The 26161-nt window shown below is 68.6% G+C and carries 24 protein-coding genes; 12 read left to right on the forward strand and 12 right to left on the reverse strand.

Features of this window, described 5'->3' with window-relative positions:
* The first annotated feature begins 4 nt into the window (after positions 1-4).
* Genes H7K45_RS27320 through H7K45_RS27330 form a run of 3 tightly spaced genes read left to right on the forward strand, consistent with a single transcriptional unit; the run spans position 5 to position 2852 of the window.
* Positions 5-1213: an ABC transporter substrate-binding protein gene (locus tag H7K45_RS27320; RefSeq protein WP_263999224.1), complete on the forward strand. Its 1209-nt coding sequence runs from the start codon at positions 5-7 to the stop codon at positions 1211-1213.
* Positions 1192-2052 (forward strand): ABC transporter permease, encoded by an 861-nt coding sequence (locus H7K45_RS27325; RefSeq protein ID WP_372512655.1) that lies wholly within the window; start codon positions 1192-1194, stop codon positions 2050-2052. Before H7K45_RS27320 ends, H7K45_RS27325 begins: the two co-directional genes overlap by 22 nt.
* Positions 2052-2852, forward strand: coding sequence for an ABC transporter permease (locus tag H7K45_RS27330; RefSeq protein ID WP_263999225.1), 801 nt, complete (start codon positions 2052-2054; stop codon positions 2850-2852). Before H7K45_RS27325 ends, H7K45_RS27330 begins: the two co-directional genes overlap by 1 nt.
* 15 nt (positions 2853-2867) lie before the next feature.
* Here H7K45_RS27330 and H7K45_RS27335 read toward each other — a convergent pair whose 3' ends face one another.
* Positions 2868-3533 carry a MerR family transcriptional regulator gene (locus H7K45_RS27335; RefSeq protein WP_263999226.1) on the reverse strand — a complete coding sequence of 222 codons (666 nt, stop codon included), beginning with the start codon at positions 3531-3533 and terminating at the stop codon, positions 2868-2870.
* 165 nt (positions 3534-3698) lie between these two features.
* Here H7K45_RS27335 and H7K45_RS27340 point away from each other — a divergent pair, with 165 nt between their 5' ends.
* Positions 3699-4991 carry an MFS transporter gene (locus tag H7K45_RS27340; protein ID WP_263999227.1) on the forward strand — a complete coding sequence of 431 codons (1293 nt, stop codon included), beginning with the start codon at positions 3699-3701 and terminating at the stop codon, positions 4989-4991.
* On the opposite strand, the gene H7K45_RS27345 is transcribed toward H7K45_RS27340, so the two are convergent.
* The 3 genes from H7K45_RS27345 to H7K45_RS27355 all read right to left on the reverse strand — a co-directional run bounded on the left by H7K45_RS27345 (position 4988) and on the right by H7K45_RS27355 (position 9625).
* Positions 4988-5404, reverse strand: a complete 417-nt coding sequence (locus tag H7K45_RS27345; RefSeq protein WP_263999228.1) for a ChaB family protein — start codon at positions 5402-5404, stop codon at positions 4988-4990. The genes H7K45_RS27340 and H7K45_RS27345 overlap by 4 nt on opposite strands.
* A gap of 45 nt (positions 5405-5449) precedes the next feature.
* Positions 5450-6652 (reverse strand): low temperature requirement protein A, encoded by a 1203-nt coding sequence (locus H7K45_RS27350; protein WP_263999346.1) that lies wholly within the window; start codon positions 6650-6652, stop codon positions 5450-5452.
* A 126-nt stretch (positions 6653-6778) separates the two neighbouring features.
* Entirely contained in the window at positions 6779-9625 is a 2847-nt protein-coding gene (locus H7K45_RS27355; RefSeq protein ID WP_263999229.1) for an MMPL/RND family transporter, read from the reverse strand.
* Between the two features lie 175 nt (positions 9626-9800).
* Between H7K45_RS27355 and H7K45_RS27360 the strand changes: the two genes are divergently transcribed.
* Both H7K45_RS27360 and H7K45_RS27365 read left to right on the forward strand, forming a co-directional pair.
* Entirely contained in the window at positions 9801-10223 is a 423-nt protein-coding gene (locus tag H7K45_RS27360; RefSeq protein WP_263999230.1) for a PPOX class F420-dependent oxidoreductase, read from the forward strand.
* Positions 10220-10945, forward strand: coding sequence for an IspD/TarI family cytidylyltransferase (locus tag H7K45_RS27365; protein ID WP_372512656.1), 726 nt, complete (start codon positions 10220-10222; stop codon positions 10943-10945). Before H7K45_RS27360 ends, H7K45_RS27365 begins: the two co-directional genes overlap by 4 nt.
* On the opposite strand, the gene H7K45_RS27370 is transcribed toward H7K45_RS27365, so the two are convergent.
* Genes H7K45_RS27370 through H7K45_RS27390 form a run of 5 tightly spaced genes read right to left on the reverse strand, consistent with a single transcriptional unit; the run spans position 10923 to position 14991 of the window.
* Positions 10923-11621: a 2-C-methyl-D-erythritol 4-phosphate cytidylyltransferase gene (locus H7K45_RS27370; protein WP_263999231.1), complete on the reverse strand. Its 699-nt coding sequence runs from the start codon at positions 11619-11621 to the stop codon at positions 10923-10925. The genes H7K45_RS27365 and H7K45_RS27370 overlap by 23 nt on opposite strands.
* A 20-nt stretch (positions 11622-11641) precedes the next feature.
* The gene (locus H7K45_RS27375; RefSeq protein WP_263999232.1) at positions 11642-12643 is read right to left on the reverse strand and encodes a patatin-like phospholipase family protein; all 1002 of its coding nucleotides are present in this window, start codon (positions 12641-12643) and stop codon (positions 11642-11644) included.
* Positions 12644-12682: 39 nt separating this feature from the next.
* Positions 12683-12886 carry a hypothetical protein gene (locus tag H7K45_RS27380; RefSeq protein WP_263999233.1) on the reverse strand — a complete coding sequence of 68 codons (204 nt, stop codon included), beginning with the start codon at positions 12884-12886 and terminating at the stop codon, positions 12683-12685.
* A gap of 58 nt (positions 12887-12944) precedes the next feature.
* Positions 12945-14090, reverse strand: a complete 1146-nt coding sequence (locus H7K45_RS27385; RefSeq protein WP_263999235.1) for a thiolase family protein — start codon at positions 14088-14090, stop codon at positions 12945-12947.
* Positions 14083-14991 carry an enoyl-CoA hydratase gene (locus H7K45_RS27390; protein ID WP_263999236.1) on the reverse strand — a complete coding sequence of 303 codons (909 nt, stop codon included), beginning with the start codon at positions 14989-14991 and terminating at the stop codon, positions 14083-14085. Before H7K45_RS27390 ends, H7K45_RS27385 begins: the two co-directional genes overlap by 8 nt.
* A gap of 44 nt (positions 14992-15035) precedes the next feature.
* Here H7K45_RS27390 and H7K45_RS27395 point away from each other — a divergent pair, with 44 nt between their 5' ends.
* Entirely contained in the window at positions 15036-15689 is a 654-nt protein-coding gene (locus H7K45_RS27395) for a DedA family protein (protein WP_263999238.1), read from the forward strand.
* A gap of 7 nt (positions 15690-15696) precedes the next feature.
* Here the strand turns inward: H7K45_RS27395 and H7K45_RS27400 are convergent, their stop codons facing one another.
* Entirely contained in the window at positions 15697-17466 is a 1770-nt protein-coding gene (locus tag H7K45_RS27400; protein ID WP_263999239.1) for an MOSC and FAD-binding oxidoreductase domain-containing protein, read from the reverse strand.
* 123 nt (positions 17467-17589) lie between these two features.
* Here H7K45_RS27400 and H7K45_RS27405 point away from each other — a divergent pair, with 123 nt between their 5' ends.
* Positions 17590-18387, forward strand: a complete 798-nt coding sequence (locus H7K45_RS27405; protein WP_263999349.1) for an oxygenase MpaB family protein — start codon at positions 17590-17592, stop codon at positions 18385-18387.
* 5 nt (positions 18388-18392) lie between these two features.
* Here H7K45_RS27405 and H7K45_RS27410 read toward each other — a convergent pair whose 3' ends face one another.
* Positions 18393-19283, reverse strand: coding sequence for an SDR family NAD(P)-dependent oxidoreductase (locus H7K45_RS27410; RefSeq protein WP_263999240.1), 891 nt, complete (start codon positions 19281-19283; stop codon positions 18393-18395).
* A 69-nt stretch (positions 19284-19352) separates the two neighbouring features.
* Here H7K45_RS27410 and H7K45_RS27415 point away from each other — a divergent pair, with 69 nt between their 5' ends.
* The 4 genes from H7K45_RS27415 (at position 19353) to H7K45_RS27430 (ending at position 24733) form a co-directional block, all read left to right on the forward strand.
* Positions 19353-19793 carry a nuclear transport factor 2 family protein gene (locus tag H7K45_RS27415; RefSeq protein ID WP_263999241.1) on the forward strand — a complete coding sequence of 147 codons (441 nt, stop codon included), beginning with the start codon at positions 19353-19355 and terminating at the stop codon, positions 19791-19793.
* A gap of 16 nt (positions 19794-19809) precedes the next feature.
* Complete coding sequence (locus H7K45_RS27420) at positions 19810-21375, forward strand: FAD-binding protein (RefSeq protein ID WP_263999242.1); 1566 nt, start codon at positions 19810-19812, stop codon at positions 21373-21375.
* Positions 21376-21408: 33 nt separating this feature from the next.
* Positions 21409-22218, forward strand: coding sequence for an SDR family NAD(P)-dependent oxidoreductase (locus tag H7K45_RS27425; protein WP_263999243.1), 810 nt, complete (start codon positions 21409-21411; stop codon positions 22216-22218).
* Between the two features lie 103 nt (positions 22219-22321).
* Positions 22322-24733: a lysylphosphatidylglycerol synthase transmembrane domain-containing protein gene (locus H7K45_RS27430; protein ID WP_263999244.1), complete on the forward strand. Its 2412-nt coding sequence runs from the start codon at positions 22322-22324 to the stop codon at positions 24731-24733.
* Here H7K45_RS27430 and H7K45_RS27435 read toward each other — a convergent pair.
* Positions 24730-26082: an HNH endonuclease signature motif containing protein gene (locus H7K45_RS27435; protein ID WP_263999245.1), complete on the reverse strand. Its 1353-nt coding sequence runs from the start codon at positions 26080-26082 to the stop codon at positions 24730-24732. The two genes, H7K45_RS27430 and H7K45_RS27435, sit on opposite strands and share 4 nt — an antisense overlap.
* Positions 26083-26161 lie beyond the last annotated feature (79 nt).

Consider the following 26161-nt stretch of genomic DNA (forward strand, 5'->3'; position numbering starts at 1 on the left):
ACCCATGAAACTCAGCGCGTCGCGGATCGGCTTGACGGTCGCCGCGTGTACGACCCTGGTGGTCGGCACGCTCACCGGATGCTCCAGCTCGGGTTCCGGCGGCGGCGGGGACGCCGGCACCGCGCCACCGAAGATGGAGGCGCTCGGCTCACTCGGCAACGGCGAGGGCCAACTCAACTTGATCGCCTGGGCCGGCTACGCCGAGAACGGCTCGAATGACAAGACCGTCGACTGGGTGACCCCGTTCGAGCAACAGTCCGGATGCAAGGTCAACGTCAAGGTGGGCAACACCTCCGACGAGATGGTGCAACTGATGCGGACCGGTCAGTACGACGGCGTCTCCGCCTCCGGTGACGCCACGTTGCGACTGATCTACGCCGGTGACGTGGCGCCGGTGAACACCGCGCTGGTGCCCAACTACTCGACGATCTCGGAGTTCTTGAAGAACAAGCCGTGGAACTCCGTCGACGGTCAGATGTACGGCATCCCGCACGGCTGGGGCGCAAACCTGTTGATGTACAACGTCGCCGACGTCAAGGATGCGCCCGATTCGTGGAGTGCGGTGTTCGACGACGCCGGCAAGTACAAGGGCAAGGTGACCGCCTACGACTCCCCCATCTACATCGCCGACGCCGCGCTGTACCTGATGAAGACCAAGCCGGATCTGGGCATCAAGGACCCCTACTCCCTGACTTCCGCCCAGCTCGACGCCGCCGTGGACCTGCTCACCAAGCAGCGCGAGAACGTCGGCGAGTACTGGTCGGACTACACCAAGGAAGTCCAGGCGTTCGAGTCCGGCACGTCGGTCATCGGCACCACCTGGCAGGTCATCGCCAACACCATCGGCACCGAGAACAAGGTGCAGGTGAACACCGTGCTGCCCAAGGAAGGCGCCACCGGGTGGTCGGACACCTGGATGGTCTCGTCGAAGGCCGCGCACCCCAACTGCATGTACAAGTGGATGGACTGGATCACCTCGCCAAAGGTCAACGCGCAGGTCGCCGAATACTTCGGCGAGGCGCCCGCGCAGACCAAGGCGTGTGAGTTCACCTCCGAGAAGGACTTCTGCGACATCTACCACGCCACCGACGAGGCGTACGCGTCGCAGTTGCACTACTGGACCACACCGCAGAAGCAGTGCGTCGACGGCAGCGGCAACGAGTGCACGGCCTACGACGAGTGGGTCAGCAAGTGGCAGCAGATCAAGGGGTGACGGCAGAGTCGGGCCGCCGACGGAACCGACTGACCCTGGCCCTGCTGCTGGTGCCACCCATGGCCTGGCTGGTGGTCGCGTACCTCGGTTCGCTTGCGGTGCTGTTGGTCTCGGCCCTGTGGAGCACCAACTCCTTTACCGGCGCGGTGGTGCACACCGTCACCGGGGACAACGTCGTCCGTGTGCTGACCGACGAGGTCTTCCGCACGGTCACCATCCGCACGGTGGGCGTCGCACTGCTGGTCACGGTGATCTGCGCAGTGCTGGCGGTGCCCCTTGGTCTGTACATGGCCAAGGTCGCCTCGCCGCGCACGCGGCTGGCCCTGGTGGTGGCGGTGACGACACCACTGTGGGCCAGCTATCTCGTCAAGGCCTACGCCTGGCGGGTGATGCTGTCCCCCGAGGGTCCGATGTCGTGGGCGGTCGGGTACACCCCGGGCTACGGATTGGTCGCGACCGTCGTCACCCTGACGTATCTGTGGTTGCCCTACATGATCATTCCGGTGTTCGCCGCCTTCGACCGGGTGCCGAACCACCTCGTCGACGCCAGCTCGGACCTGGGCGCCTCGGACTTCTCGACCCTACGAATGGTGTTGGCGCCGTTGGCCTTTCCCGGCATTGCCGCCGGATCGATCTTCACGTTCTCGCTGTCGCTGGGTGACTACATCGCCGTGACCATCGTCGGCGGCAAGACCCAGATGCTGGGCAACATCATCTACGGCCAGCTCGTCACCGCCAACGACCAACCGCTTGCCGCCGCCTTGTCGGTCATCCCGCTGGTCGCGGTGATCCTGTACCTGCTCGCGATGCGACGCACCGGCGCATTGGAGAACGTCTGATGCTGTCGGGCGGAGCTCGCGCGGCCGTCCGGGCGTGGACGGTCGTGGTACTGATATTCCTCTACGCACCACTGGTTCTCGTCGTGGTCAACGCATTCAACGCCTCGCGCACCTTCGCCTTCCCGCCGAGTGGCTTCACGCTGCGGTGGTGGGCCGACGCCTGGAACAGCGACGGCATGTGGACCTCGTTGGCGAACTCGGTGGTAGTCGGTCTGGGCGCCACGGCGATCGCACTCGTCCTCGGCACGATGGTGGCCTTCGCGGTGCAGCGTCACCGGTTCTTCGGCCGCAACACCATCAGCTTCCTGGTGGTGCTGCCAATCACGTTGCCGGGCATCGTCACCGGCATCGCGCTCAACGCGACGTTCACGTCCGCGCTCGGCGTGACGTTGGGGATGGGCACGGTGATCGTCGGGCACGCCACCTTCTGCATCGTCATCGTCTTCAACAACACCCAGGCCCGGTTGCGCCGACTCGGAACCGATCTGGAGGACGCCTCGGAGGACCTCGGGGCGTCGTCGTGGCAGACGTTCCGCTTCGTGACGTTCCCCATGATGCGCGGTGCGTTGGTGGCGGGGGCGATCCTGGCCTTCGCGCTCAGTTTCGACGAGATCGTCGTGACCACGTTCACCGCGGGGCCCGCCGTGCAGACACTCCCGATCTGGATCTTCGGGAATCTGTTCCGGCCCAACCAGGCACCGGTGATCAACGTCGTCGCGGCGGCGCTGACGGTGCTGGCCGTCCTCCCGGTGTGGCTGGCGCAGCGGTTCGGCGGGGATCCAGCCACCACCAGGGTGTGACGAGGACGGCGAGCCCTATTCGGCGGCCGCCAGGTACCGCGTCAGGACGTCCTCGAGCCGATCGGTGACGACCCGGCGCCCCAACGTCCGGAAGTCGGTGGCCCGTCGGCGTGCCACGGCCTCGTCGCCACGGCGCGACACCCGGCTCAGTCCATCTCCGGCCTGCAGACTCTCCTGCACCGACTCCGCCACCGACTGAGCCAATTCGTCGAGTTGGTCGGCCACGCCGTCGGCCACGCGCAAGATGGTCTGGACGTAGCGCAACGGCTCGTCGGCGGCCACCACGACCTGGGCGATGTTCGGGTCGACGAACGTCACGCGGCCGTCGACCACCTCGGCCAGCCCGTAACTCACCAGGCCGCGCGCCTCGTCGCTCTCTGCGTCGATGTCGAGCGTCGCGGGGCGCGGTGGCCCGAATACTGCTTGCTGCAGTCCGAGCAGGTCGGCGAGGTCATGCCCCTCGCGCATGCTGGAGAGGAACTCCGCAATGTGTGCCGAGGTGTAACCCTTGCGCAGGAGTTCGTTGATGGTGCCGAGCTGCGACAGATGACGGTCGTCGTAGAAGGCCGAGCGTCCCTCGCGTCGGGGCGGGTCCAGGAGACCTCGCTCACGATAGGCGCGAATGTTGCGGATACTCACCCCCGAGAGTTCGGACAACTCCCCAAGCCGATACTCAACCACCTGAATACTCCCTCAAACAGCCGGTCACGGCCTTTATCAACACGTGTCCGCAACGAGCCATGGGACTACTGTAGACCCTCCCGTAAGTTTGCGAGATTTGCACGCTCGCGTCGAGTTTTCAAAGCGATTCGCCATCGGGTGCGTCGGTGCGCGACGATTGTCCGAGTGCGTGCATGGATGGTGTGGACGGCCGGGCTGCTGGCCTACGTCGTCGCCGTACTCGACCGGACCACGCTAGGCGTCTCGGGGCTTCAGGCCGCCGGTCGATTCGACGCCAGCCCCAGCCTGCTCTCGACGTTCGTCGTGCTGCAGGTCGTCGTCTACGCCGGCGCCCAGGTGCCAGCCGGCATCCTGCTCGACCGCTACGGCTCCCGCGTGCTGATCGTCGCCGGGGCCGCCCTGATGGCCACCGGGCAACTACTCCTGGCCCTCACGGAGTCGTTGCCGCTGGCGATCGGCGCCAGGGCCGTCGTCGGCCTGGGTGACGCCCTGACCTTCATCTCGGTACTCCGACTGGTGCCGCATTGGTTCGAGCCGAGACGGGTGCCGCTGGTGACCCAACTGACCGGCATCTTCGGCCAGCTCGGTCAGGTGCTGTCCGCGCTGCCGTTCCTCGCACTGCTGACCGGCACCTCGTGGGCGACCGCCTACGTGTCGGTGGCGGCCTTCGGCGTGCTGGCCATGGTGTTGGCACTGACGTTGATCAAGGACACGCCGCGCGGGCGGGTCGTCGCCTCGGAGAACCTCTCCGTGCGCGCCGTGGCGTCGAGCGTGAAGACCGTGTGGCTGCGCCCCGGCACACGACTCGGCTTCTTCACCCACATGGGCACACAGTTCTCGGTCACCGTGTTCTGCCTCATGTGGGGCGTCCCCTATCTGACCGTCGCTCAAGGTCAGTCCGCGCACGTGGCCGGAGCGTTGCTCACGGTGTCCGTCGTCACCGCCATCTGCGCAGGCGTCCTCATCGGCATCCTCACCGGCCGCTATCCCCATCGGCGGTCGTGGATCGTTCTGGGGATCATCGCCAGCAACGCCCTGATCTGGACCGTCGTCTTGGCCCTACCGACCAGGGCACCGTTGTGGCTGCTGGTCGTGCTGGTCGTCGTGATCTCGGTGGGCGGCCCCGGTTCGATGGTCGGCTTCGACTTCGCCAGGACCTTCAATCCGAGTTCCACCCTCGGCACCGCCCAGGGCATGGTCAACATGGGCGGTTTCATCGCCTCGCTGTTGGTGATGCAGGCGATGGGCGTCCTGCTCGGGGCCGCCGGTGGCTATTCCTTCGAGTCGTTCCGGCACGCCTGGACGGTGCAGTACGCGGTGTGGGCGCTGGCCGTGGTCGGCATCCTGATCACCCGCCGCAAGACGCGGCGGCTGATGGCGGCCGAGCAAGAACGTTCGCTGCTCGAGTGCTTCGAACGAGACACCCAGCGCGAGCGCTCGATCGAAAGGGAGCGCTAACCCTTCGCCGACGCGCGGCGGTTGGCCTTCTTGATGGCGTCGACCAATTCGTCCTTGGTCATGGTCGATCGGCCGGTCACGTCGAGCCGCCTCGCGACGTCGAGCAGGTGCTTCTTGGTGGCGTTGGCGTTGACGCCCTCGGCCGTCTCACCCTTGCCGCTGAGACCGCCAATCTCGGCCCGCTCGTCCGACGGGCCCTTCTCCTCCTTGGGCTCCCACCGGTCGCCCACCTTCTCGAAGGAGTGCTTGACCGCGCTGAAGGCCACGCGGTGGGCGCGCGCCTCATCCCCGTACTGTTCGGCGGCGGCGTCGTGCGCCTCTGCGAACGTTTGCTGTGCCTTGGCAGGCGACTTCTGCAGCGTGCTTGGCAATTCCGACTTCTTGGCCCGACCGTTCTTGCCGACCTTCGCCATGGTGCCTCCCGTCTCTCACCGGGTGGGTACCCGACGAGACGGCTGTCAAGCGTCCTTGGCCAACGCGGCCGCCATGTGCCGGTGCCCCACCAGCTCGAAGCCGACGACGCTGACCAGCGGGGCCAGCGTGACGATCAGCAGGCACGCCGTCATCGGCACCCCGGCCGACGCTGCGATCACCGCCGCGGCGAGCGTGCCGACGGTCAACACCAACAGCACCACGTGCAGGACGTCCCAGGTCCGTGCCATCAGCCCGTAGAGCACGAAGATCAACCCGACGTAGACGCCGACGGGCACGGCCACCGACAGCACCGTGCCGGTCGAGCCGAGCGTCGACTGCTCCTCGACGAAGTAGGCCGCGGTGTGCAGTCCCGCGCCGGTGGCCACGATCGCGCCGAACACCGCCATGTGCAGGTAGCCGAACAGGAAGGAGCGCTCTCGGTGGCGGTGCAACAGATCGGCGGTGGGCACCGCGAAGTAGATCCACCACATCCCGAAGGTGAGCCCGGTACCCGAGATGGCGAGGATGGCGGCGTCTGGCGTCCACCCGTGCTCGCCGACGACGGCCGTCAGCGACGCGACGGTGCCGACGACGCCCTCGCCGAGGGCGATGATGGCCAGCAGGCCGTACCGTTCGGCGATGTGGTGGGCATGCCACGGCGTGCCGCCGCGGCGCGACTCGGCAAGCCACGGGCCGGCCATCTCGGCGACGGCCAGCAGCGCGAACAGGACGAGGCCGAACGTCACCGACAGCGGCAAGAAGATCGAGGCGATCCACCCGACCTGCACCACGACGATCACGGTCGCATAGGTCAGGCTCGCGGACTTGCGGCGCGGGTCTTGACGCGCGGCACGTAGCCACTGCGCGACCATCGCCACGCGCATCACCACGTAGCCGGCCACGATCAGCTCGTTGTCGAGGTGGCCACCGTGCTCGATCGACCCGTAGAACGGCGGGATGCCGAGCGCCAAGACCAGCACGCCGACCATCTGCACCATCGTCAGGAAGCGGTAGACCCAGTCGTCGGTGTCGTAGGCCGACGCGAACCACGTGAAGTTGATCCACGCCCAGCACGTCGCGAACGTGGCGAAGATGAATCCCGTGAAGCCGGTGCCCGCGTGCCCGGCAGCCAAGGCGTGGGCGAACTCCGAGGCCGCCACGCCGAAGGCGATGACGAACGTCAGATCGAAGAGCAGTTCCAGCGGGGTGGCGACGCGGTGGCGCTCGTGTGGGTCACGCCCGGCCATCGGCCGGACGCGGTGGGCCCGCACTGCGGGCGACGGCAACGGTTCCGGCTCGTTCACCCGGGATGCTCCTTCCGACGGCGGTTGACCGTACCGAACCTCGGCCGGTGGCGCCATGTCGTCGGCGGCTCAGCGGGTCGGGGCGGGTTCCGGCGGCGGCGGAACACGCATGGCGGCCCGCGAGCGCACGACGGTCGGCCACCAGAACCACTTGCCCATCAGCGCGGCGATCGCCGGCGTCATGAACGTCCGCACGATCAGGGTGTCGAACAGCAGACCGAGGGCGATCGTGGTGCCGACCTGCCCCATGACCCTCAGCTCGCTGAAGGCGAACGTCGCCATGGTCGCGGCGAAGACGAGCCCGGCCGAGGTGACGACCGATCCGGTGCCCGCCATCGAGCGGATGATGCCGGTCTTCAAGCCGCCGTGCAGTTCTTCCTTCATCCGGGACACCAGCAGCAGGTTGTAGTCCGAACCCACGGCCAGGAGCAGGATCACCGACATGGCCAGCACCATCCAGTGCAGCTCCAGTCCGAGGATGTGCTGCCACAGCAACACCGACAACCCGAACGACGCGCCGAGCGACAGCAGCACCGTGCCGACGATCACCGCCGCGGCCACCAAGGCCCTGGTGATGATCAGCATGATGATGAAGATCAGTGTGACGGCGGAGATTCCGGCGATCAGAAGGTCGTAGAACGAGCCGTCCCGCATGTCCTTGTAGGTGGCGGCGGTACCCGCGAGATAGATCGAGGAGCCCTCCAACGGAGTGCCCTTGACGGCCTCCTTCGCCGCCTGCTTGATGGCGTCGATGTGGGAGATGCCCTCTTCGGTCGCCGGATCGCCCTCGTGGCTGATGATGAAGCGGACGGCGTGCCCGTCGGGTGAGATGAAGTTCTTCATCCCGCGCTTGAAGTCCTTGTTGGAGAAGATCTCCGGCGGCAGGTAGAACGTGTCGTCGTTGCGGGCGGCGTCGAAGGCGTCACCCATCGCGGTGGCGTTCTCCGACATCGCCGACTGCTGGTTCTGGAAGCCCATCTGGACCTGGTAGGTGGTCAGCAGCATCTGCTTGACCGACCGCAACTGCTCGAGCTGCGGTCGCAGCGTCGCCGCCAGCTGCGGCGTCAGCGCGGCGAGCTTCTGGGTGTCGGTGACCAGACCGCCGACCTGGTCGGCGAGGGAACTGGTGCCGTCGAGCGCGTCGAAGATGCCACGCCCGGTCAGGCACAGCGGGATGTCGTAGCAGTGCGGCTCCCAGTACAGGTAGGCCTTCAGCGGCCGGAACATGTCCTGGAAGTCCTCGATGCTGTCGCGCAGCTCGTTGACGGTCGCGGCCAGATCGGTGATCTTGACCGCCATCTCGTTGATGTTGGCCGAGAGCTGATCCATCAACGCCAACATGTGCGTCAGCGTGTCGATCATGGTCTGCATGTCGTTGGCCTGCTGCAGCATGCTGGCGAACGAATCCCGTTGGTACTTCTCGTTCAGCTTCGACGCGGTGCCCTGCATGCTGATCTGGAACGGGATGGTGCTGTGCTTGATCGGCTTGCCGTCGGGCCGGGTGATCGTCTGCACCCGCGAGATGCCCGGCGTGTGGAAGATCGCCTTGGCGATCTTGTCGATGACCAGGAAGTCCGCCGACGTACGCAGGTCGTGGTCGCTCTTGATCATCAACAGCTCGGGGTTCATCCGGGCGGCGTTGAAGTGCGTGTCGGCCACCTGGTAGCCGACGTTGGCGGGCATGTCGGTCGGAAGGTACCGGCGGTTGTCGTAGCTGGTCTTGTAGCTCGGCAGGGCCAGCAGGCCGATCAGCGCGAGTGCGATGGTGGCGGCCAGGATGGGACCGGGCCAGCGCACGATGGCGGTGCCGAGGCGGCGCCAGCCGCGCGAGCGAATGGCGCGCTTGGGTTCGAAGATGCGGCGGAACCGGCTGCCGATCGTCACCACCGCCGGGCCGAGGGTCAGCGCCGCGATGACGGCGACGACGGTGCCGACGGCACACGGCACCCCAAGACTCTGGAAGTACGGCAGGCGGGTGAAGCTGAGGCACAGCATGGCGCCGGCGATGGTCAGCCCGGAGCCCAGCACCACGTGCGCGGTCCCGTGGAACATCGAGTAGTAGGACGCCTCGCGGTCCTCGCCTGCCCCGCGCGCTTCCTGATAGCGGCCGATGAGGAAGATCGCGTAGTCGGTGCCCGCGGCGATGACCATTAGGGTCAGCAGGCTCGTCGCGAAGGTCGAGAGCCCGATGATCTCGTAGTAGCCGAGGACGGCGACGATGCCGCGGGCGGCGCCGAGTTCCATGAACACCATGAACAGCACCAGCAGCATGGTGACCACCGAGCGGTAGACCAACACCAGCATCAACGCGATCACCACCAGCGTGATGATCGTGACGATGAGGATGCTGGTGTTGCCGGCCTCGGTCTGGTCGGACACCAGCGGGGCGCCGCCGGTGACGTAGGTCTTCACCCCGGGCGGGGTAGGCGTGTCGGCGACGATCTTCTGCACCGACTTCACCGAGTCGTTGGCCAGCGTCTCACCCATGTTGCCGTGCAGGTACACCTGAACGTAGGCGGATTTGCCGTCATTGCTCTGAGCGCCCGAGGCGGTCAGCGGGTCGCCCCAGAAGTCCTGGATGTGTTCGACGTGGGCGGTGTCGGCCTCGAGCTTCTTGATCAGCCCGTCGTAGTAGTGATGGGCGTCCGCACCCAGCGGCTCGTCGCCCTCCAGGATGATCATCGCGTTGCTGTCCGAGCTGAACTCACCGAACGTCGCGCCGATCTCCTTCATCGACATCATCGACGGCGCGTCCTTGGCGTTCATCGACACCGTGTGCGCCTCGCCGACGGTCTCCAGCGGAGGCACGACGACGTTGGACACCACGGTCAGGGCGAACCAGCCCAGCACGATGAAGGGGGCGAACACGCGGATGAAGCGGGCGATCTTCGAGCGAGCCGGGCCCGTCTCACTCATCTCGAGGTCACCGGCCCCCCTGATGTCGAATCCTCGGGCGTCATCGGCACGATCGACCCCGGTGCGAGCGGAACGCCGCGCTCAATATATGTAGGCCGTCAAACTGTCTCTGTCAATTTCAGGGGCGCGCACCGCGTCGGCACGTACCGCGGCCGGCACGCCTACCGTGGACGGCGTGGACGAACTCTCCGATGACGTGATCGCCTTCCTGTCCGAGGGCACCCGCACCGCGATGCTCGGCTACGTCGCCGCCGACGGCCGGCCGTTGGTGGCGCCCGTGTGGTTCGTGGTCGACGACGGCGCCCTGGTCTTCAACACCGGCAAGGACACGGCCAAGGGACGTGCACTGGGGCGCGACCCCCGGGTGGTGCTGTGCGTCGACGATCCACACCCGCCGTACTCGTTCGTCCAGGTTCAGGGCGTCGCGGAGATCAGCGAGGATCCCGAGGAGCTGGTGGACGTCGCGACCCGCACCGGCGGCCGCTACATGGGAGCCGAGAGGGCGCAGGAGTACGGGCGCCGCAACGGTGTGCCCGGCGAGCTCGTGGTCCGGGTCCGGCCGACCAAGGTGCTCGCGGCATTCGACCTCGCGGAGTGACACAGGTGCAGGCCGCCGTCGGGGTGGTCCTCGCCGCGGGCATGGGCACCAGGGTCGGGGCCGACGGCAACAAGGCCTATCTGCCGTTGGCGGGGCGCAGCATGGTGTCCTGGTCGGTGGAGGCGGTGGCCCGTGCGACGACCGTGACCCGCACGATCCTGGTCTACCGGCGCGGTGAACGCGCGCTCGCCGCGGCGACCATCGCCGCGGAGGTGCCGCATGTCGAGGTCGAACTCGTCGAGGGCGGTGACACGCGCCACGGGTCGGAGGAGAACGTGCTGCACCACTTGGCGCCCGACATCCAGACCGGCGCGGTCGACGTCGTCCTCGTGCACGACGCCGCCCGACCGCTGGCGACGCCGGCGATGATGGACACCGCGGTGACGACGGCTCGCGACCTGGGCGGTGCGATCCCCGTGCTCCCCGCGTCCGACGTCGTGGCAGTCGACGCGCAGGGCCGGCCGTCGGTGCCCGACGGCACCCTGGTCCGGGTACAGACCCCGCAGGCATTTCGGGCTCGGCCCCTGCTGGCCGCCTACCTCGCCGCTACGGGTGGCAGCTTCGACGGCACCGACACCGCGTCCTGCGTGCAGAACTACACCGACGTCGAGGTGCACGTGTTCCCCGGCGCCTCGACGAACCTCAAGGTCACGTTCGCCGCCGACGTCCGGCTCGCCGAGCGGCTCCTTCGGGACAGGATCAGTCGCGCCGATTCACGATGACGGCGTCGAGCAGGTGCGCGTCGCGCGGCAGCTCGACTCGAACCGCACCGGCGTCACCGTCGACGACGCCCACCTCGAGCCCCACCCGCAGCGCGGCGTCGAATTCGTCGAGGCCGTCCAGTGCAGTGGGCGGAACCTCCGCGACCAGTTGCCATAGCGCCGCCGCGGTCAGACCGCGGGGGTACTGCACCGTTCGCAGGGCGGCGCGGTCGACGGTGCCGAGCACCGAGCCCAGCTCGTCGACCGTCTTGACGGTGTCGGTGACTGCGACGACGGGCACGACGACCTCGCCGCCCGCAGCCAGTGCGGCGAGCACCCGGCTGGCGACCTCACCCGACGACAACGGATACCGGTGATCGCAGATCAGCACCCACCCAGGCCCGTCTGGTGCGACGTCGAGGTGCTCGAGGCCGGCCCGGAGCACGTGGCGCCGCGACCCCGGACCACGGGTGACTGCGACGCGTGTCGCCAGCCCGGCGGACCGCAGGCATTCCTCGACCGCCCCTGCCAGCGCGGGCTGCGTCGCCACGACGACCTCGTCCTGGGCCACCGCAGGATGCACCGACCGCACGACGCGCACCAGCGACGCCTCCCCCGCCACCGGCACCGTGGCGGCGGCGACGTCCTCGGCGTGGATCAGCGGCACGATCGCGCACTGCTTCGTCGACGAGCTCATCGTCGAGACAGTAGCGACGATCAGCGATACCGACGCAGATATGCCGCCCAGTCCCAGCCGGCGAGGAAGTCCTCCGTGGCGGCGTAGCCCTTGAGGTACTGCGCCTCCACCTCGTCGTCGGAGATGTCGAAGTCGAGGAATCCGACGTCGGTCGAGTCCACCCGGATGGCACGCGCACTGACCCACGGCTGGTTCAGGTAGGCCTGATCTCGGCCGACGAGCATGGTGGTGATGACCTCCTCGAGCAGGTGCGGCGCGCCGAGCAGACGCAGCGCCGCCAGCGCCGGGATGGCCTTGTCGTCGCCGAGCGGCAGGTTGGGCAGCAACGTGATGCCGAAGCTGGGCCACCGCGGCGGCTTGCCGTCGGTGCGGTCCAGCGAGTCGAGCGGGAAGTTCGACAGCAGGCCGCCGTCGACGAGCGTCGAGGTCAGACCCGAGGTGGCGGTCAGCTCCACGGCGCGGAAGAAGAACGGGATGGACATCGACGCGCGGACCGCGTCGGCGACCAGTTGTTCGTCGGGATCCAGACCGTAGACGCGCCGGTAGTCCCACGGCAGCCGGACCAGCTGCCCGGTGGTGACGTCGGCGACGGTGACCACGAGCCGGTACCGCTGCTCGGGTGGCAGCTCGTCGTCGTCGACGGCCAGATCCCCGAAGGTCCGCACGCCGAGGTCGGCGAGGTGGTTGAGGATCCAGTCGTGGATGTAGTCGCCCCGGTAGATGCCGGACCCCCGCAGCAGCGCCAGCGACGGTCCGACGAGCGGAACCCGCTCGACGGGGCCTGGATCCAGGAACTTCGAGTAATCGATCTGCAGCGCAAGCTCTTTGACCTGCGCGCCCGTCATCGACCCCGTCTGGGTGGCGGCCGCGACGACGGCTCCGACGATCGATCCCGCCGACGTACCGGAGATGCGTTGCAGGTGGTAGCCGGCGTCCAGCAGTCCGACCACGGCGCCGACCAGACCGACGCCCTTGACGCCGCCACCGGAGAGCACCAGGTCGGCGCGTTTGCCCTCTGTCATGCCGCCGACGGTACGGGCCCTCCCTGACAACGGGCCCGGTTACGGCCGGAAGCGCTCACCCGGCCAGCGGGGGCCGCGGCGCGACACCGCCACGGCCAGCACACTGAGCCCCACCGACGCCGCGAACAGCCCGAGCACCAGGTGCCGCGGGGAGTCACCGGCGGCGAATGCCCACAGTTGCAGTCCCCCGGCGGTCAGGGCGAGCAGCCCGAAGACCAGGGCGGCCGCGCGACGTCCGGTCATGGCTCTAGTGTGCCGCTCAACGCGCCACCTCGGGCCCGAGGTCGGCAACCGGTGACGCTCAGCCGATGAGCTCGACGACCGTGGCGTTGGCGGTACCGCCGCCTTCGCACATGGTCTGCAATCCGTAGCGAATCCCGTTGTCCCGCATGTGGTGAATCATCCGCGTCATGAGCACCGCCCCGGAGGCTCCCAGCGGGTGGCCCAGCGCGATCGCTCCCCCGAGCGGGTTGAGACGAGCCTCGTCGGCCCCGGTCTCGGCCAACCACGCCAGCGGCACCGGCGCGAACGCCTCGTTGACCTCGTACACGCCCACGTCGTCGATGCCGACGCCCGCCTTGTGCAACACCTTCCGCGTCGCCGGGATCGGGCCCGTGAGCATCAACACCGGATCGGCCCCGGTGACCGCGCCGGCACGGTAGCGCACCAGCGGGGTGAGCCCCAGGGTGACGGCGTTCTCGGCGGTGGTGACCAGCAATGCCGCTGCGCCGTCGGAGATTTGGGACGAGTTGCCCGCGTGGATGACGCCGTCGTCTTGGAAGGCCGGCTTGAGCCCGGCGAGCTTCTCGACCGTGGTGCCCCGGCGGATTCCCTCGTCGGCGGTGACCACGTCGGCGTCGGTGAACACCGGCACGATCTGGTCGGTGAACGCGCCCGCGTCCTGCGCGGCGGCGGCACGTTCGTGCGACCGAGCCGAGTACTCGTCCAGACTCGCACGGGACAGGCCCCACTTCGCGGCGATCATCTCCGCCGAGATGCCCTGGTTGAACGCGAAGTCGTCGTACCGTTCGAGCACTCTCGGCCCGTAGGGCATGCCGGTGGCCCGGGCCGACCCCAGCGGCACGCGGCTCATCACCTCGACCCCGCCGGCCACCACGACGTCCTGCTGCCCCGACATCACCGCGTGCACCGCGAAGTCCAGCGCCTGCTGGCTTGAGCCACAGGCCCGGTTCACCGTGGTCCCCGGAATGTGTTCCGGCCAGCCCGCGGCCAGCACCGCCCACCGGCCGATGTTGCTCGACTGGTCGCCGACCTGGGACACGCAACCCCAGATGACGTCGTCGACCACCGACGGGTCGACACCGGTGCGTTCGGCGAGTTCGGTCAGCACGACGGCCGACAGATCGGCGGCGTGCTGGGCGGACAGGCCGCCGTTGCGCTTGCCGACCGGTGTGCGCACGGCACCGACGACGACCGTCTCACGCATCGAAGCGCACCTGATCCTTGACCGAGGGCACCACCGGCGGCGCCGTCCGCCAGTTGGGTACGCCGTCGGTCTCGTTGGCGACGGGAAAACCACCGCCGTGCAGTTGAGTCCAGTGACTGTGGTTGAGCTGATGCATCGTGAAGCACGCGTTCAGCGAGTTGTAGAACCCCTGGTTGTCCTGGGTCTGGTTGACCGATTCCTTGACCAGCAGCGCCGCCATGGTCGGCACCGTGGCGATCCGCCTGGCGAAGTCCAGTGTGCGGTCGGCGAGCTCGTCGAGCGGAAACACCTTGGACACCATGCCGAGCTGGTAGGCCTCGTCGACCGAGAGGGTGTCACCGGTCAGCATCAACTCCTTGGTCTTGCGAGCCCCGAATTCCCAAGGGTGGGCGAAGTATTCGACGCCGCACATGCCCAGCCGGGTACCGACGACGTCGGCGAAGCGGGTGTTCTCGGCCGCGACGATCAGGTCGCACGACCACATCAGCATCAGCGCCGCGGCGTACACGTCGCCGTGTACCTGCGCCACGGTGATCTTGCGAAGGTTGCGCCACCGCAACGTGTTCTGAAAGAAGTGGTGCCACTCCTGGAGCATCAGCTTCTCCGCGCCCTGACGGGTCGCCCCGCCGGAGCGGAAGCTGGGGTGTTGCCCGGGCCCCGGTGCGTATTCCGCCATCGCCTGCTTGGACCCGAGGTCGTGCCCGGAGGAGAACATCGGCCCGTGGCCGCCGAGGATCACCACGCGAACGTCGTCGTCGGCCTCGGCTCGCAGGAACGCCTCATTGAGTTCGACGAGCAGACCGCGCTGCTGGGCGTTGCGCTGGTCGGGGCGGTTCAGCATGATTCGGGCGATCGTGCCCTCGTCGAAGGTCTCATACGTCACGAAGCGGTAGTCGGCCATGCCTGGCGACTCTATTACCCCCGCGGGTAGGGCATCCTTGGCGCGTGAGCGTCGACGCCCTGCTGGAAACCATCCCGCCGATCGCGGTGTACCTCGTCGTCGGATTCGTGATCGGCCTGGAAAGCCTGGGCATCCCGCTGCCCGGTGAGATCGCCCTGGTCAGCGCGGCGCTGCTGGCCTCACGGCACACCCTCGACGTCAACCCCGCCGGGGTCGCGGCAGCGGCCACCATCGGCGCCATCGTCGGCGACACCATCGGCTACTCGATCGGGCACCGGTACGGCATGAGCTTGTTCGAACGGCTGGGCCGGCGCTTCCCCAAGCACTTCGGCCCCGGCCACGTCGCTCTGGCCAAGCAGCTCTTCACGCGGTGGGGCGTCTGGGCGGTGTTCTTCGGCCGCTTCATGGCGCTGCTGCGGATCTTCGCCGGGCCCTTGGCCGGCGCATTGAAGATGCCGTACCGAAAGTTCTTGGTGGCCAATGCAACCGGCGCGGTGGTCTGGGCAGGCGGAACCACGGCCGTCGTCTACTACCTCGGGCTGGCCGCCGAGAAGTGGCTGTCGCGGTTTTCCTGGGTCGCGCTCGTCGTCGCCGTGGTGATCGGCGTCGTCTTCACTCTGGTGATGAAGGAGCGCACCGGCAAGGCCATCGCCGCGCTGGAAGACGAGCACGACTGGGACACGCTGCGCCGCGACTGAGGACGACCTACAGGTCGAGTATCAGCTCGCCGTCGGGCGTCGAACAGCAGATCAACACGTTTCCCCGAGCGGCCGGTTCGAGCGGCTCTGGGTCGTAGCGGACCGATCCCGCCACCACGGCCGTCTCGCAGTTGTGACAGACGCCCGTCCGGCACGACCAGCGAACCGGGACGTCGCACGCCTCGGCGAAGTCCAGCAGGCTCGCGTAGGCGGGCCCCCACGGCACGGTAAGACCACTGCGGGCGAACCCGACGTCTGGTCCCTGGCCCGGTTGCCCCGCCGGTGGATGCGGCGAGACCGCCGGGCCCGCGGCGATGCCCGGCGTGAGACCCGCCGTGGCACCGAAGGTTTCGCTGTGGACGCGCTCGGGTGCCAACCCGTAGGCGGTGAGCGCGGCCGTCAGGGTCGTCATGAAGTCGACGGGGCCGCACAGATAGGCCTCGGCATCCTTGGGCGGCCCGAGAGCCTCCACTGCGTCGGCCGAGATCCGGCCGGTGCCGGTGTAGTCGACGCCGACCCGGTCGGTGGCCGCCGGCCGGCTGTAGAAGACGTGCGACCGCCCACCGGGCAGCCGACCGATCAGCTCGTGGCATTCGGCGGCGAACGCGTCGGCGCCACCGTCGCGGGCGCCGTGCAGCCACCACACCTTTCTGGTGGAGCGCGCCTCGACGAGCGCGTGCAGCATCGACAGCACCGGAGTGATCCCCACGCCGGCGGACACCAGCAGCACCGGCGGGCCGTGCGGGTCCTCGGCCAGGGCCAGCGCGAAGGTGCCGCGCGGCGCGGCGACGTCGACGAGGTCGCCCACCCGCACTCCGGTGTGCAGGAACCCGCTGCCGCGGCCCAGGGGTTCCCGCTTGACGCCGATTCGGTAGCTCCCCGCCCCGGGCGGGTTGGACAGTGAGTAGTTCCGCAGGACCGCCGCGCCTTCGGCATCGGGGTGCAGGCGCACGGTAATCGACTGTCCGGGTGCCCACGTCGGCAACCGGCCGCCGTCGGGGTCGGCCAGCGTCAGCGACCGGACTTCGGAACTCTCGTCGCGTACCGAGGTGACGCGCAGCGGCCGGAAGCCCGGCCACGCCGGCGGCGGGGCACTGGCCGCCGCGGTCAGCCCGGTGTTTCCCGCCGACCCGTCGCCCTGGGCGGCCAGGCTCTGCAGCGACGTCCTCCACCCCGGGCTCAGCGCGGGCACCCGTAGCGCGCGCTCGAGGCTGTCGCGCGGATGGTCGGGTAGGTACAGCAGGGCGTCGATCTCGGCGACGGTCACCCCTTCGGGTCCCGAAGCGATCTTCTCGACGTCCTGCCCGGCGCACACCTCGCCCACGGTCAGCACGCGCAGGTAGAACCCGGGCCGACGATGCGACACCAGCAGCGCGGCCATGCTGGGCACGCCAACCCGCATGCCGACGCGATAGCAGGTGACGCGCGGCTGGGTGACCTCGAACTCGGCCGTGCCGATCCGGTAGCGGTCGCCGATGCAGACCTCGTCGTCCGGCAGCCCGTCGACGGTGAAGTTCTCGCCAAAGTGCCCGGGCGCCAAGTCGTCACGACCGAATTCGGCATTCCAGTGTCGATAGGACTCCAGTTGGTACACCAGCACGGCCCGGTTCTCGCCGCCGTGCCCACCGAGGTCGCCCTGTCCGTCGCCGTCGACGTTGAGGTGACGCACCATTCGAGGTCCGTCGACGGGAGCCTTCCACGCGCCGGTGTGCACGACCCGGCCGTTCCAGTCGACGTCGGTGGGCAGGCCGACGTTCAGCGAGATCAGCTCGGCCATCGCCGTCACCCTTCCGTCGCCTTCTGCAGAACATAACCCCGCCGGCCCGGGCGTACTGTCGAATGCGTGGCCCTGCCTGGATTGACGACGGTGCGCGACGGGCTGGGTCAGCGCCTGTTCGGGATGGTGGCGGGCCCCGAGGGCCCCCAGAACCGGGCCCGAATTCACGACACTCCCGGCCCGCGATGGTTCGGTGAGGACCGCCCGATCAGACAGGTGCACGGCGACGCGTCGATGTTCGTCGGAGGCCTGCGCGCGCTGCTGCTGCAATCGCTGCACCCCTTGGCGATGGCGGGTGTGGCCGAGCACTCCGACTATCGCGGAGACCCGTGGGGACGGTTGCAACGCACCAGCACGTTCCTGGCCGTCACCACGTTCGGCCCGGCCGACGACGCCCAGCGCGCCGTCGACAAGGTCCGCGGCATCCACCGTCGCGTGCACGGTGTCGCCGCCGACGGCCGCCCGTACGAGGCGTCCGACCCGCACCTGCTGGAATGGGTGCACGTCGCCGAAGTCGACAGCTTCCTTCGCGCACACCAGCTCTACGGCGCCGAGCCCTTGGATCAGGACGGCCGCGACGGGTACGTCGCCGACACCGCGCGGGTCGCCGCCGCACTCGGGGTCGTCGACCCACCGCGGACCGAAGCCGAACTGCGACAACGAATCTCGGACTACCGACCGGAGCTCACCGGCACGCCCGCCGCGCGCGAGGCGGCCAAGTTCCTGCTGCTCACTCCCCCGCTGCCGCTGCTGGCCAAGCCGCCGTATGCAATCCTGGCCGCCACCTCGGTCGCGATGCTGCCGGCGTGGGCCCGGTTGCCGCTGCGACTGCCGTATCTACCGCCGTTGGAGGCCACGGCCGTGCGGGTCGCCGGGCGCACGCTGGTCGGTGGCATCCGCTGGGCCCTGGCCCGCGGCTGACACGTTCACACGGGAATCGTCGTCCCCGTTTCCCTTTCGGCGAAGGCGACCAGCCGAGCAGCCGCCTCGTAGTCACACGCCTCGGCCGAGCGACCGCTCAGGGTGGGGGCGCCCTTGAGCCCGAGCCGACTGTCGATGCCGACGTAACTGCCCGGCGGGATCGGCTCGCTGATGCAGTACAGCGTGGGCGCCGCACCGGCGTCGGTGTCGTTTGCCAGCACGTCGGCCGCGGTCTTGGCCACGGTGTGGACCACGGCCATCAGACCCTTGTCGGAGAGGTTGGTCAGGTTGGAGGCGACCCACCCTGGGTGGGTCAGCTGGCTGGTCACCGGCGAGCCGGCCAGGCGCAACCGGCGGTCGAGTTCCAGACCCCAGAGCATCACCGCCAGCTTGGACCGGGCGTACGCCGGAAACGCCGACCACTTCCGGGTCCGGAGGTGCGGATCGTCGTCAGCGATCTTCCCGGTCTTGTGCGCGTCGGAGGCGACGTTGACGATCGTCGAGCGCACCCGCGGCAGCAGCAGATTCGTCAGCGCGAAGGGTCCGAGGAAGTTGGTGCCCAGGGTCATCTCGAAGCCGTCGACGGTGTCCGAACGGCGTTGGGCGACCACACCGGCGTTGTTCACCAGCACGTCGACGTCACCGTCCAGGCGGTCCGAAAAGGCCCGCACCGACGACAAGTCGGCGAGGTCCAGCTTGACCACCGACGTGTCACCACCGATCTCGGCGGCACGTTGGGCGCCCAACTCGACGTTGCGGACGGCAAGGATCACGTGCGCGCCGGCGCGGGTGAGCGCAGCCGCCGTGGCGAGGCCGACGCCGTTGGTGGCTCCGGTGACGACGATGCGCTTGCCGGTGAGATTGCCGAGTCGGTAGGGCGACCAGTGAGATGTCACGGTCGTCAGATTAACCACGTGCGCTGAACCGGTGACCAATTCGGCTCGACGACCGTAATGTCAGACGGGATGGACAGCGCCCGGCACGTCGAGAACCTGGTGTACTCCTATGCCGAACTCTTCGACGCTGGCGATCTGGACGGGGTGGCCGCGCTGTTCGAACACGGCCGCATCTGCGGCGTCGACGGCGGCGGGCCGGAGACGGTGTTCACCGGCAGCGCCGGCGTGCGAGGGATGTACGAGATGGCGGTGCGCTTGCACGACGACGGGGCGCCGCTGACCAAGCACCTCACCACCAACGTGCGGGTCGAGGTCGACGACGAGGCCGGGACCGCACGCTCGAGCGCCTACTACTGCGTGGTGCAGGCGACCCCCGACTTGCCGCTGCAGGTGATCGTGACGGGCCGCTACCGCGACACGTTCCGCCGTCTCGACGGCACGTGGTGGTTCGACACGCGCACCATGTTCGTCGACCAGATCGGCGACGTCAGACGGCATCTCAAGTTCTGACCGCACCGTGGACACCATGACCGGGACGAGCGACGCACCCGAACAATGGGACGAGACGGTCGACGTGGTGGTCGTCGGCTCGGGCGGAGGCATCACCGGCGCCTACACCGCCGCCCGCGAGGGGCTCTCGGTGGCCCTGGTCGAGGCCTCCGACAAGCTCGGCGGCACGACGGCGTTCTCGGGTGGCGGCGGCATGTGGTTTCCGTGCAACCCGGTGCTGCGACGCGCAGGCGTCGACGACACGATCGCCGACGCGCTGACCTACTTCCACGCCGTGGTCGGCGACCGCACGCCACGAGATCTACAGCGGGCCTACGTCGAGGGCGGCGCCCGCCTCGTGGAGTACCTCGAGCGCGACGAGTCGTTCGCGTTCAAGGTGCTGCCGTGGCCCGACTACTTCGGCTCGGCCCCGTGCGCGCGTCTGGACGGCATGCGCCACATCGTGTCGCGGGCGCTGCACTCCGAGGTCCTGGGCCCCTTCGCCGACCGCATCCGCGGACCGCTCGACACCGAGCGGCTCGGGGCACCCGCACCCGAATTGCTCACCGGCGGAAGGGCTCTCATCGGGCGCCTACTCGCCGCCCTGCTACGCCATCCGCACGCCGCGGTGCACGTCGAGTCCCCGCTGAGCGACCTCGTCGTCTCCGACGGCACGGTCACCGGAGCCGTCGTCCAGCGCCACGGAGCCGCGGTGTGGATTCGGGCTCGCCGGGGCGTGCTGCTGGCGGCCGGCGGATTCGAGCACGATGACGAGATGCGCGAAACCTTTCGCGTGCCAGGACGTTCGGCGGACTCCATGGGCGCGACGGAGAACACCGGCGCGGCCCACCGGGCGGCCGTCGGCGTCGGGGCCGCCGTCGACCTGATGGATCAGGCCTGGTGGTCACCGGGCCTGACGCACCCCGACGGCCGGTCCACCTTCTCCCTCGGGGCGACGGGCGGCATCTTCGTCGACTCGCGAGGCCGGCGATTCGTCAACGAGTCGGCCCCCTATGACCGGCTGGGCCGCGACGTCGTGGCTCACCTCGCCACCGGAGTCGCGCGGTTGCCGTTCTGGATGGTCTACGACGACACCGGCGGTGAGATCCCGCCGCTGCTGTCGACGAGCGTCTCCCTCGTCGAACCCGAGCGCTACCGCGCGGCGGGGCTGTGGCATACCGCCGACACCGTCGAAGCACTCGCCGAGGCGATCGGCGTGCCGCCCGGCCACCTAATCGACACCGTGTCGCGCTTCAACGAATTGGCCGCCGACGGCACCGACCGAGACTTCGGCCGCGGCGACGAGGCCTACGACCGCGCCTTCACCGGCGGCGCGTCACCGCTGGTTCCCCTGGTCCGACCGCCCTATCACGCCGCCTCATTCGGCCTGTCCGACCTCGGCACGAAGGGCGGGTTGCGCACCGACTGCGACGCGCGGGTCCTCGACGCCTCGGGCCGGCCAATACCTGGCCTGTACGCCGCGGGCAACACCATGGCCGCGGTCAGCGGGACCGTCTACCCGGGCGGCGGAAATCCGATCGGCGCGTCGATGTTGTTCAGCCACCTCGCCGCACTGCACATGGCGTCTTCCACGACTGCCTGACACTGGCGCCGCCGACGGGCATCATTGGCGGCCATGCCCTCGTCACTGCAGCGCTATGCCGACCGTCGGGTTTTGATCACCGGGGGCGGCTCCGGCATCGGGCAGGCCACCGTGCTGCGCATCCTCGACGAGGGCGGAACCGTCGTCGCGGCCGACGTCAGCGCCGCGGGACTCGAGCACACCGTGGCGCTCGTCGACGCGCAGCGCGACCGCCTCTCGACGGTGCTGATGGACGTCGGCGACGAGGCGTCGGTCCGCGCCGGGGTCGCCAAGGCCGTCACGATGCTGGGCGGTCTGGACACCTTGGTCAACGCCGCCGGGATCCTGCGGTCGGCGCACTTCGCGGAGACGACGCTGGCCGACTTCGAGAAGATCGTGCGCGTCAACCTGTTCGGGACGTTCCTGGTCACGCGCGAGGCCATCTCGGCGCTGCGGCACGGCACCGCGCCCGCCGTCGTCAACTTCAGTTCGACCTCGGCGGCCTTCGCGCACCCCTACATGGCGGCGTACGCGGCCTCCAAGGGCGGCGTGCAGGCGATGACGCACGCGCTGGCCCTGGAGTTCAGCAAGGAACGCATCCGCTTCAACTGCGTGCAGCCCGGCTCGGTCTCCTCCGGCATGACGGACGGCGTCGGCGAATCGAAGCAGAGCGTGGGCCCCGGCCTTCCCGACGACATGGACTTCGGGTTGATGGGCAAGATCATGTCGGTGCTGCCGTTGAACGGTGGCGCAATGTTCGCCAAACCCGACGCCGTGGCGAGCGTCGTGGCGATGCTCGGCTGCACCGACGCCTACTGGGTCACCGGCACCGAGGTGCGGGTCGACGGCGGCACCCACATGTAGCTCGGAGGGGCGGAATCCAGGGAACCGGATGCTCGCTGGGATAGGTTGGCCGCGGGCCGCCGACCAGGTGGCACGACGGTCGATCGGAAGACATTCTTCGGGCATGCGAGTTGACGGGCGGGACGTCGCCGTTTCCGGCGACCTCTTGCAGCCCCTCGTCCGCCGCACCAACGACATCTTTCGGTTGGCCCTGGCCACGCTGTTCCTGATCGTCGTCATCACCGGATCGCTCATCACCCGTCGAGATTGGGTGGCGCTGGAGCGGTCCATCTCCGGGATCGTCGCGCTGCTGACCCCGACCCAGTCGAACCTGGTCTACCTGGCCTACGGCATCGCCATCCTCGCGCTGCCGTTCGCGATCCTCGTCGGGTTGATCACCGCGCGCCGGTGGCGGCTGCTGGGCGCCTACGCCGCGGCCGCGGTGATCGCCGTGCTCGCCCTGTCGATCAACTCCAGCGGCTTCGCGGCGCCGCGCTGGCACTTCGACCTCGACGACCGGTTGCAGACACTGTTGTCGCAATTCCTCGACGATCCGCGCTGGATCGCGATGCTCGCCGCGATGCTCACGGTGTCCGGCCCGTGGCTGGAGGCCCGCTGGCGCCGCTGGTGGTGGACCTTGCTCCTGGCCTTCGTGCCCATTCATCTCGTCGTCAGCGCGGTGGTGCCCGCCCGGTCATTGCTGGGGCTGGCGGTGGGCTGGTTCGTCGGGGCGTTGACGGTGCTGATCGTCGGGACCCCGGCGCTGGAGGTTCCGCTCGACGGTGCCATCCGCGCACTGTCGCGCCGCGGTTTCGCGGTGACCGGGCTGACGGTGGTGCGCCCCGCCGGGCCCGGCCCGCTGGTGCTCTGGGCGGCGACCGACGAAGCGGACGACGTTCCCGGGTCGCGGGCGCTCGTCGAGATGTACGGGCCCAACCAGCGCAGCGGCGGCATCATGAGCCAGATCTGGCGCCGAGCGCGGTTGCGCAACAGCGAGACCGCGCCTCTGCACGCCTCGATGCGACGCGCCGTCGAACACCGCGGTTTGATGGCGATCGCCATCGGCGACCTCGGCGTCGCCAGCAGCACGACGGTCGCGTTGTCGGCCCTCGACCGCGGCTGGACGCTGTACGCCCACACTCCAACGCGAGGCGTGGCGCTCGACGAGACCTCCGCCGACGAATCCCTGGTTGGACCGGTGTGGCGGACGTTGGCCCTGCTGCACGGTCACCAGATCTCCCACGGCGACTTGCGCGGCAAGGAGATCACCGTCGAGGTCGGTGACGGAGACAGGGGTGAGACCCGGGCACTCGTCGGCGGGTTCGGCAGCGCCGAGTACGGCGCGACCGACGTTCTGCTGCAGGCCGACATCGCCGCCCTGCTCATGACGACGACGGCGATCTTCGGCGCCGAGGCCGCGGTGCGAGCGGCGATCGAGGAGTTCGATCGCGACACCGTCCTCAAGGCGTCCCGACGGCTCACCAAAGCCGCTCTGCCGAAGCACATTCGGACCTCGGTGATGGATCCGGACACGGTCATGTCGGCCGCCCGCGACGAGGTCATGCACCAGACGGGCGCTGACCAGATCAAGGCCGAGACCATCACGCGCTTCACCCGGATCCAGGTGATCCAGCTCGTGCTGCTGGTGGCATTGGTCTACGTCGCCTATCCGTTCATCAGCACCGTGCCGGCGTTCTTCTCGGAGCTGGGGACGGCGAACTGGTGGTGGGCGCTGCTGGGCCTGGCGGTCTCGGCGCTGACGTACGTGGGTGCCGCCGCCGCGCTGTGGGCGTGCGCCTCGGGCGCGGTCAGCTTCGTCAACCTCACGATCATGCAGGTGGCCAACACCTTCGCCGCGACCACGACACCCGCGGGCGTCGGCGGTCTCGCACTGAGCACCCGGTTCCTCCAGAAGGGCGGCCTTGGCGCGCTGCGGGCCACCGCGGCGGTGGCGCTACAGCAGTCGGTGCAGGTGATCACGCACGTGGGGTTGCTCATCTTCTTCAGTGTCATCGCGGGAACCTCGGCGAACCTGTCGCACTTCGTGCCCAAGACCACGGTGCTCTACCTCATCGGCGGCGTGGCGCTCGGCATCGTCGGCGTGTTCACGTTCGTGCCCAAGTTGCGCCGGTGGCTTGGCACCGAATTGCGGCCCCGCGTCAAGGAACTGGGCGGCGAGCTCGCCGAGTTGGCGCGCGAGCCGAAGCGACTGGCGATCATCGTCGCGGGGTGTGCGGCGACGACTCTCGGTGCGGCACTGGCACTGTGGGCCAGCGTCGGCGCATTCGGCGGCGGCACCACGTTCGTGACGGTCACCGTGGTCACGATGATCGGCGGCACGCTGGCCTCGGCTGCCCCCACCCCCGGTGGCGTCGGTGCCGTCGAAGCGGCCCTGATCGGTGGGCTCACCGCATTCGGGGTGCCTGCCGCCGTCGCCGTCCCCTCGGTCCTGCTCTACCGGGTGCTCACCTGCTGGTTGCCGGTCTTCGTCGGCTGGCCGGTGATGCGTTGGCTGACGCGCAAGGACATGATCTAGCCGCCCGACTCGACCAGAAGCCTTTCGGGGTGGTGGAGGTAGTTGACGCGGGCTTGCCCGACGTCGAGTTCCGGGGGTGGGATCCATTGCACGACCCCATCCTTCAGCTGCACGGTCCAGCCGTTTTCGGCGAGGCGATTGTCCCCGCCGCACGCGAACGTGACGTCGTCGACGTCGGTCAACCCGTTCTTCGCCCACCCGGTCATGTGATGCACCTGGGTGCCGTACCCGGGGACGGTGCACCCGGGTTTCGTGCAGCCGCGGTCGCGGGCGTGCAGCACGATCCGCTGGCCGACGGAGGCGAGGCGCTTGGTGCGGCCGAGGTAGAGGGCTTCGTTGGTGTGCTTGTCGAACACCGCCAAGTAATGATGGGCGTGCGACGCCATCCGGATCAGGTCGGCCATTGGTAGCAGTGACCCGCCCCCGGTGACCCCGGACCCGGCTCCGGTCTCGAGGTCCTGGAGCGTGGTCGAGACGATCACGGTGACCGGTAACCCGTTGTGCTGACCCAGCTCCCCTGAGGACAGCACGCTTCGGCCGATCGCGATCAACGCGTCGTGGTTGCGTTGGGTGGCCGTGCGGTCGTCAGTGTCGATCTGCTCTTGGGTTGGTGTGCCGGAGGTTCTCGGTTCGTGGTCGGCCGGGTTGCACATCCCGGGGGCGGCGTACTTGGACAGGATCGGCTCGATCGTCGCCCGCGCTTCGGGGTCCAACAGCCCGGTGAACGGGGTCATCCCGTCGGCTTGCTGCTTGCCCAACCGGAGAAACCGCTTCCTGGCGCGTTCCACGTCGTCGGGTTTGGGTCCGTCCTGGTCGATGGCGGTCATGAGTGTCTTGGCCGTGTTGCCCAGTTCTTCGGGGCCGGTGCCGGACCCGATGCGCACCAGTGTCTTCTCCGAGAGTTCCCGGACTTCGGGGTCCACCCACCCGGGCAGTTTGTCGAGGAACCCTCGAATCACCGACACGTGCTCGGGTCCCAGCACCCCGTCGGCTTGGGCGTCGGCGGTCGGGGCCAGCTTCGGCGCCAGCGGCTGTCCCGTCACGGTCGTCCGCGGCCCGAGATCCTCGGCCTCGCAGAGCCGGCGACGGACTTCCTTGCCGGAGATGCGCAACCGTTGTGTCAGCACGCTTCCCAACGATTTCGCGCCCAATTCTGTTGGCGACGCTTCGCGCTGAAGCCTGGCGATCACGCGGTGCCCGACTGTGGGCAGCTGCCAAGTCACCGTCTCCAATTCCCCCAACAACTCGACCAGTTCGAGGTGGGTGAACTGATCGCAGTCCACCTCGACGAGTTCGGCGACGGCAGCACGGATCCCCGCTGCTGCTGCGGCGACCCGATCCGAACTCATACCCGAACACTAGTACGGACCACCGACAAGAAATCCGACGATGTGACTCCTGAAACCAATGTGGCACAGGAGTTTTCGA

Source organism: Mycobacterium yunnanensis (assembly GCF_025823185.1).
Lineage (GTDB): Bacteria > Actinomycetota > Actinomycetes > Mycobacteriales > Mycobacteriaceae > Mycobacterium > Mycobacterium yunnanensis.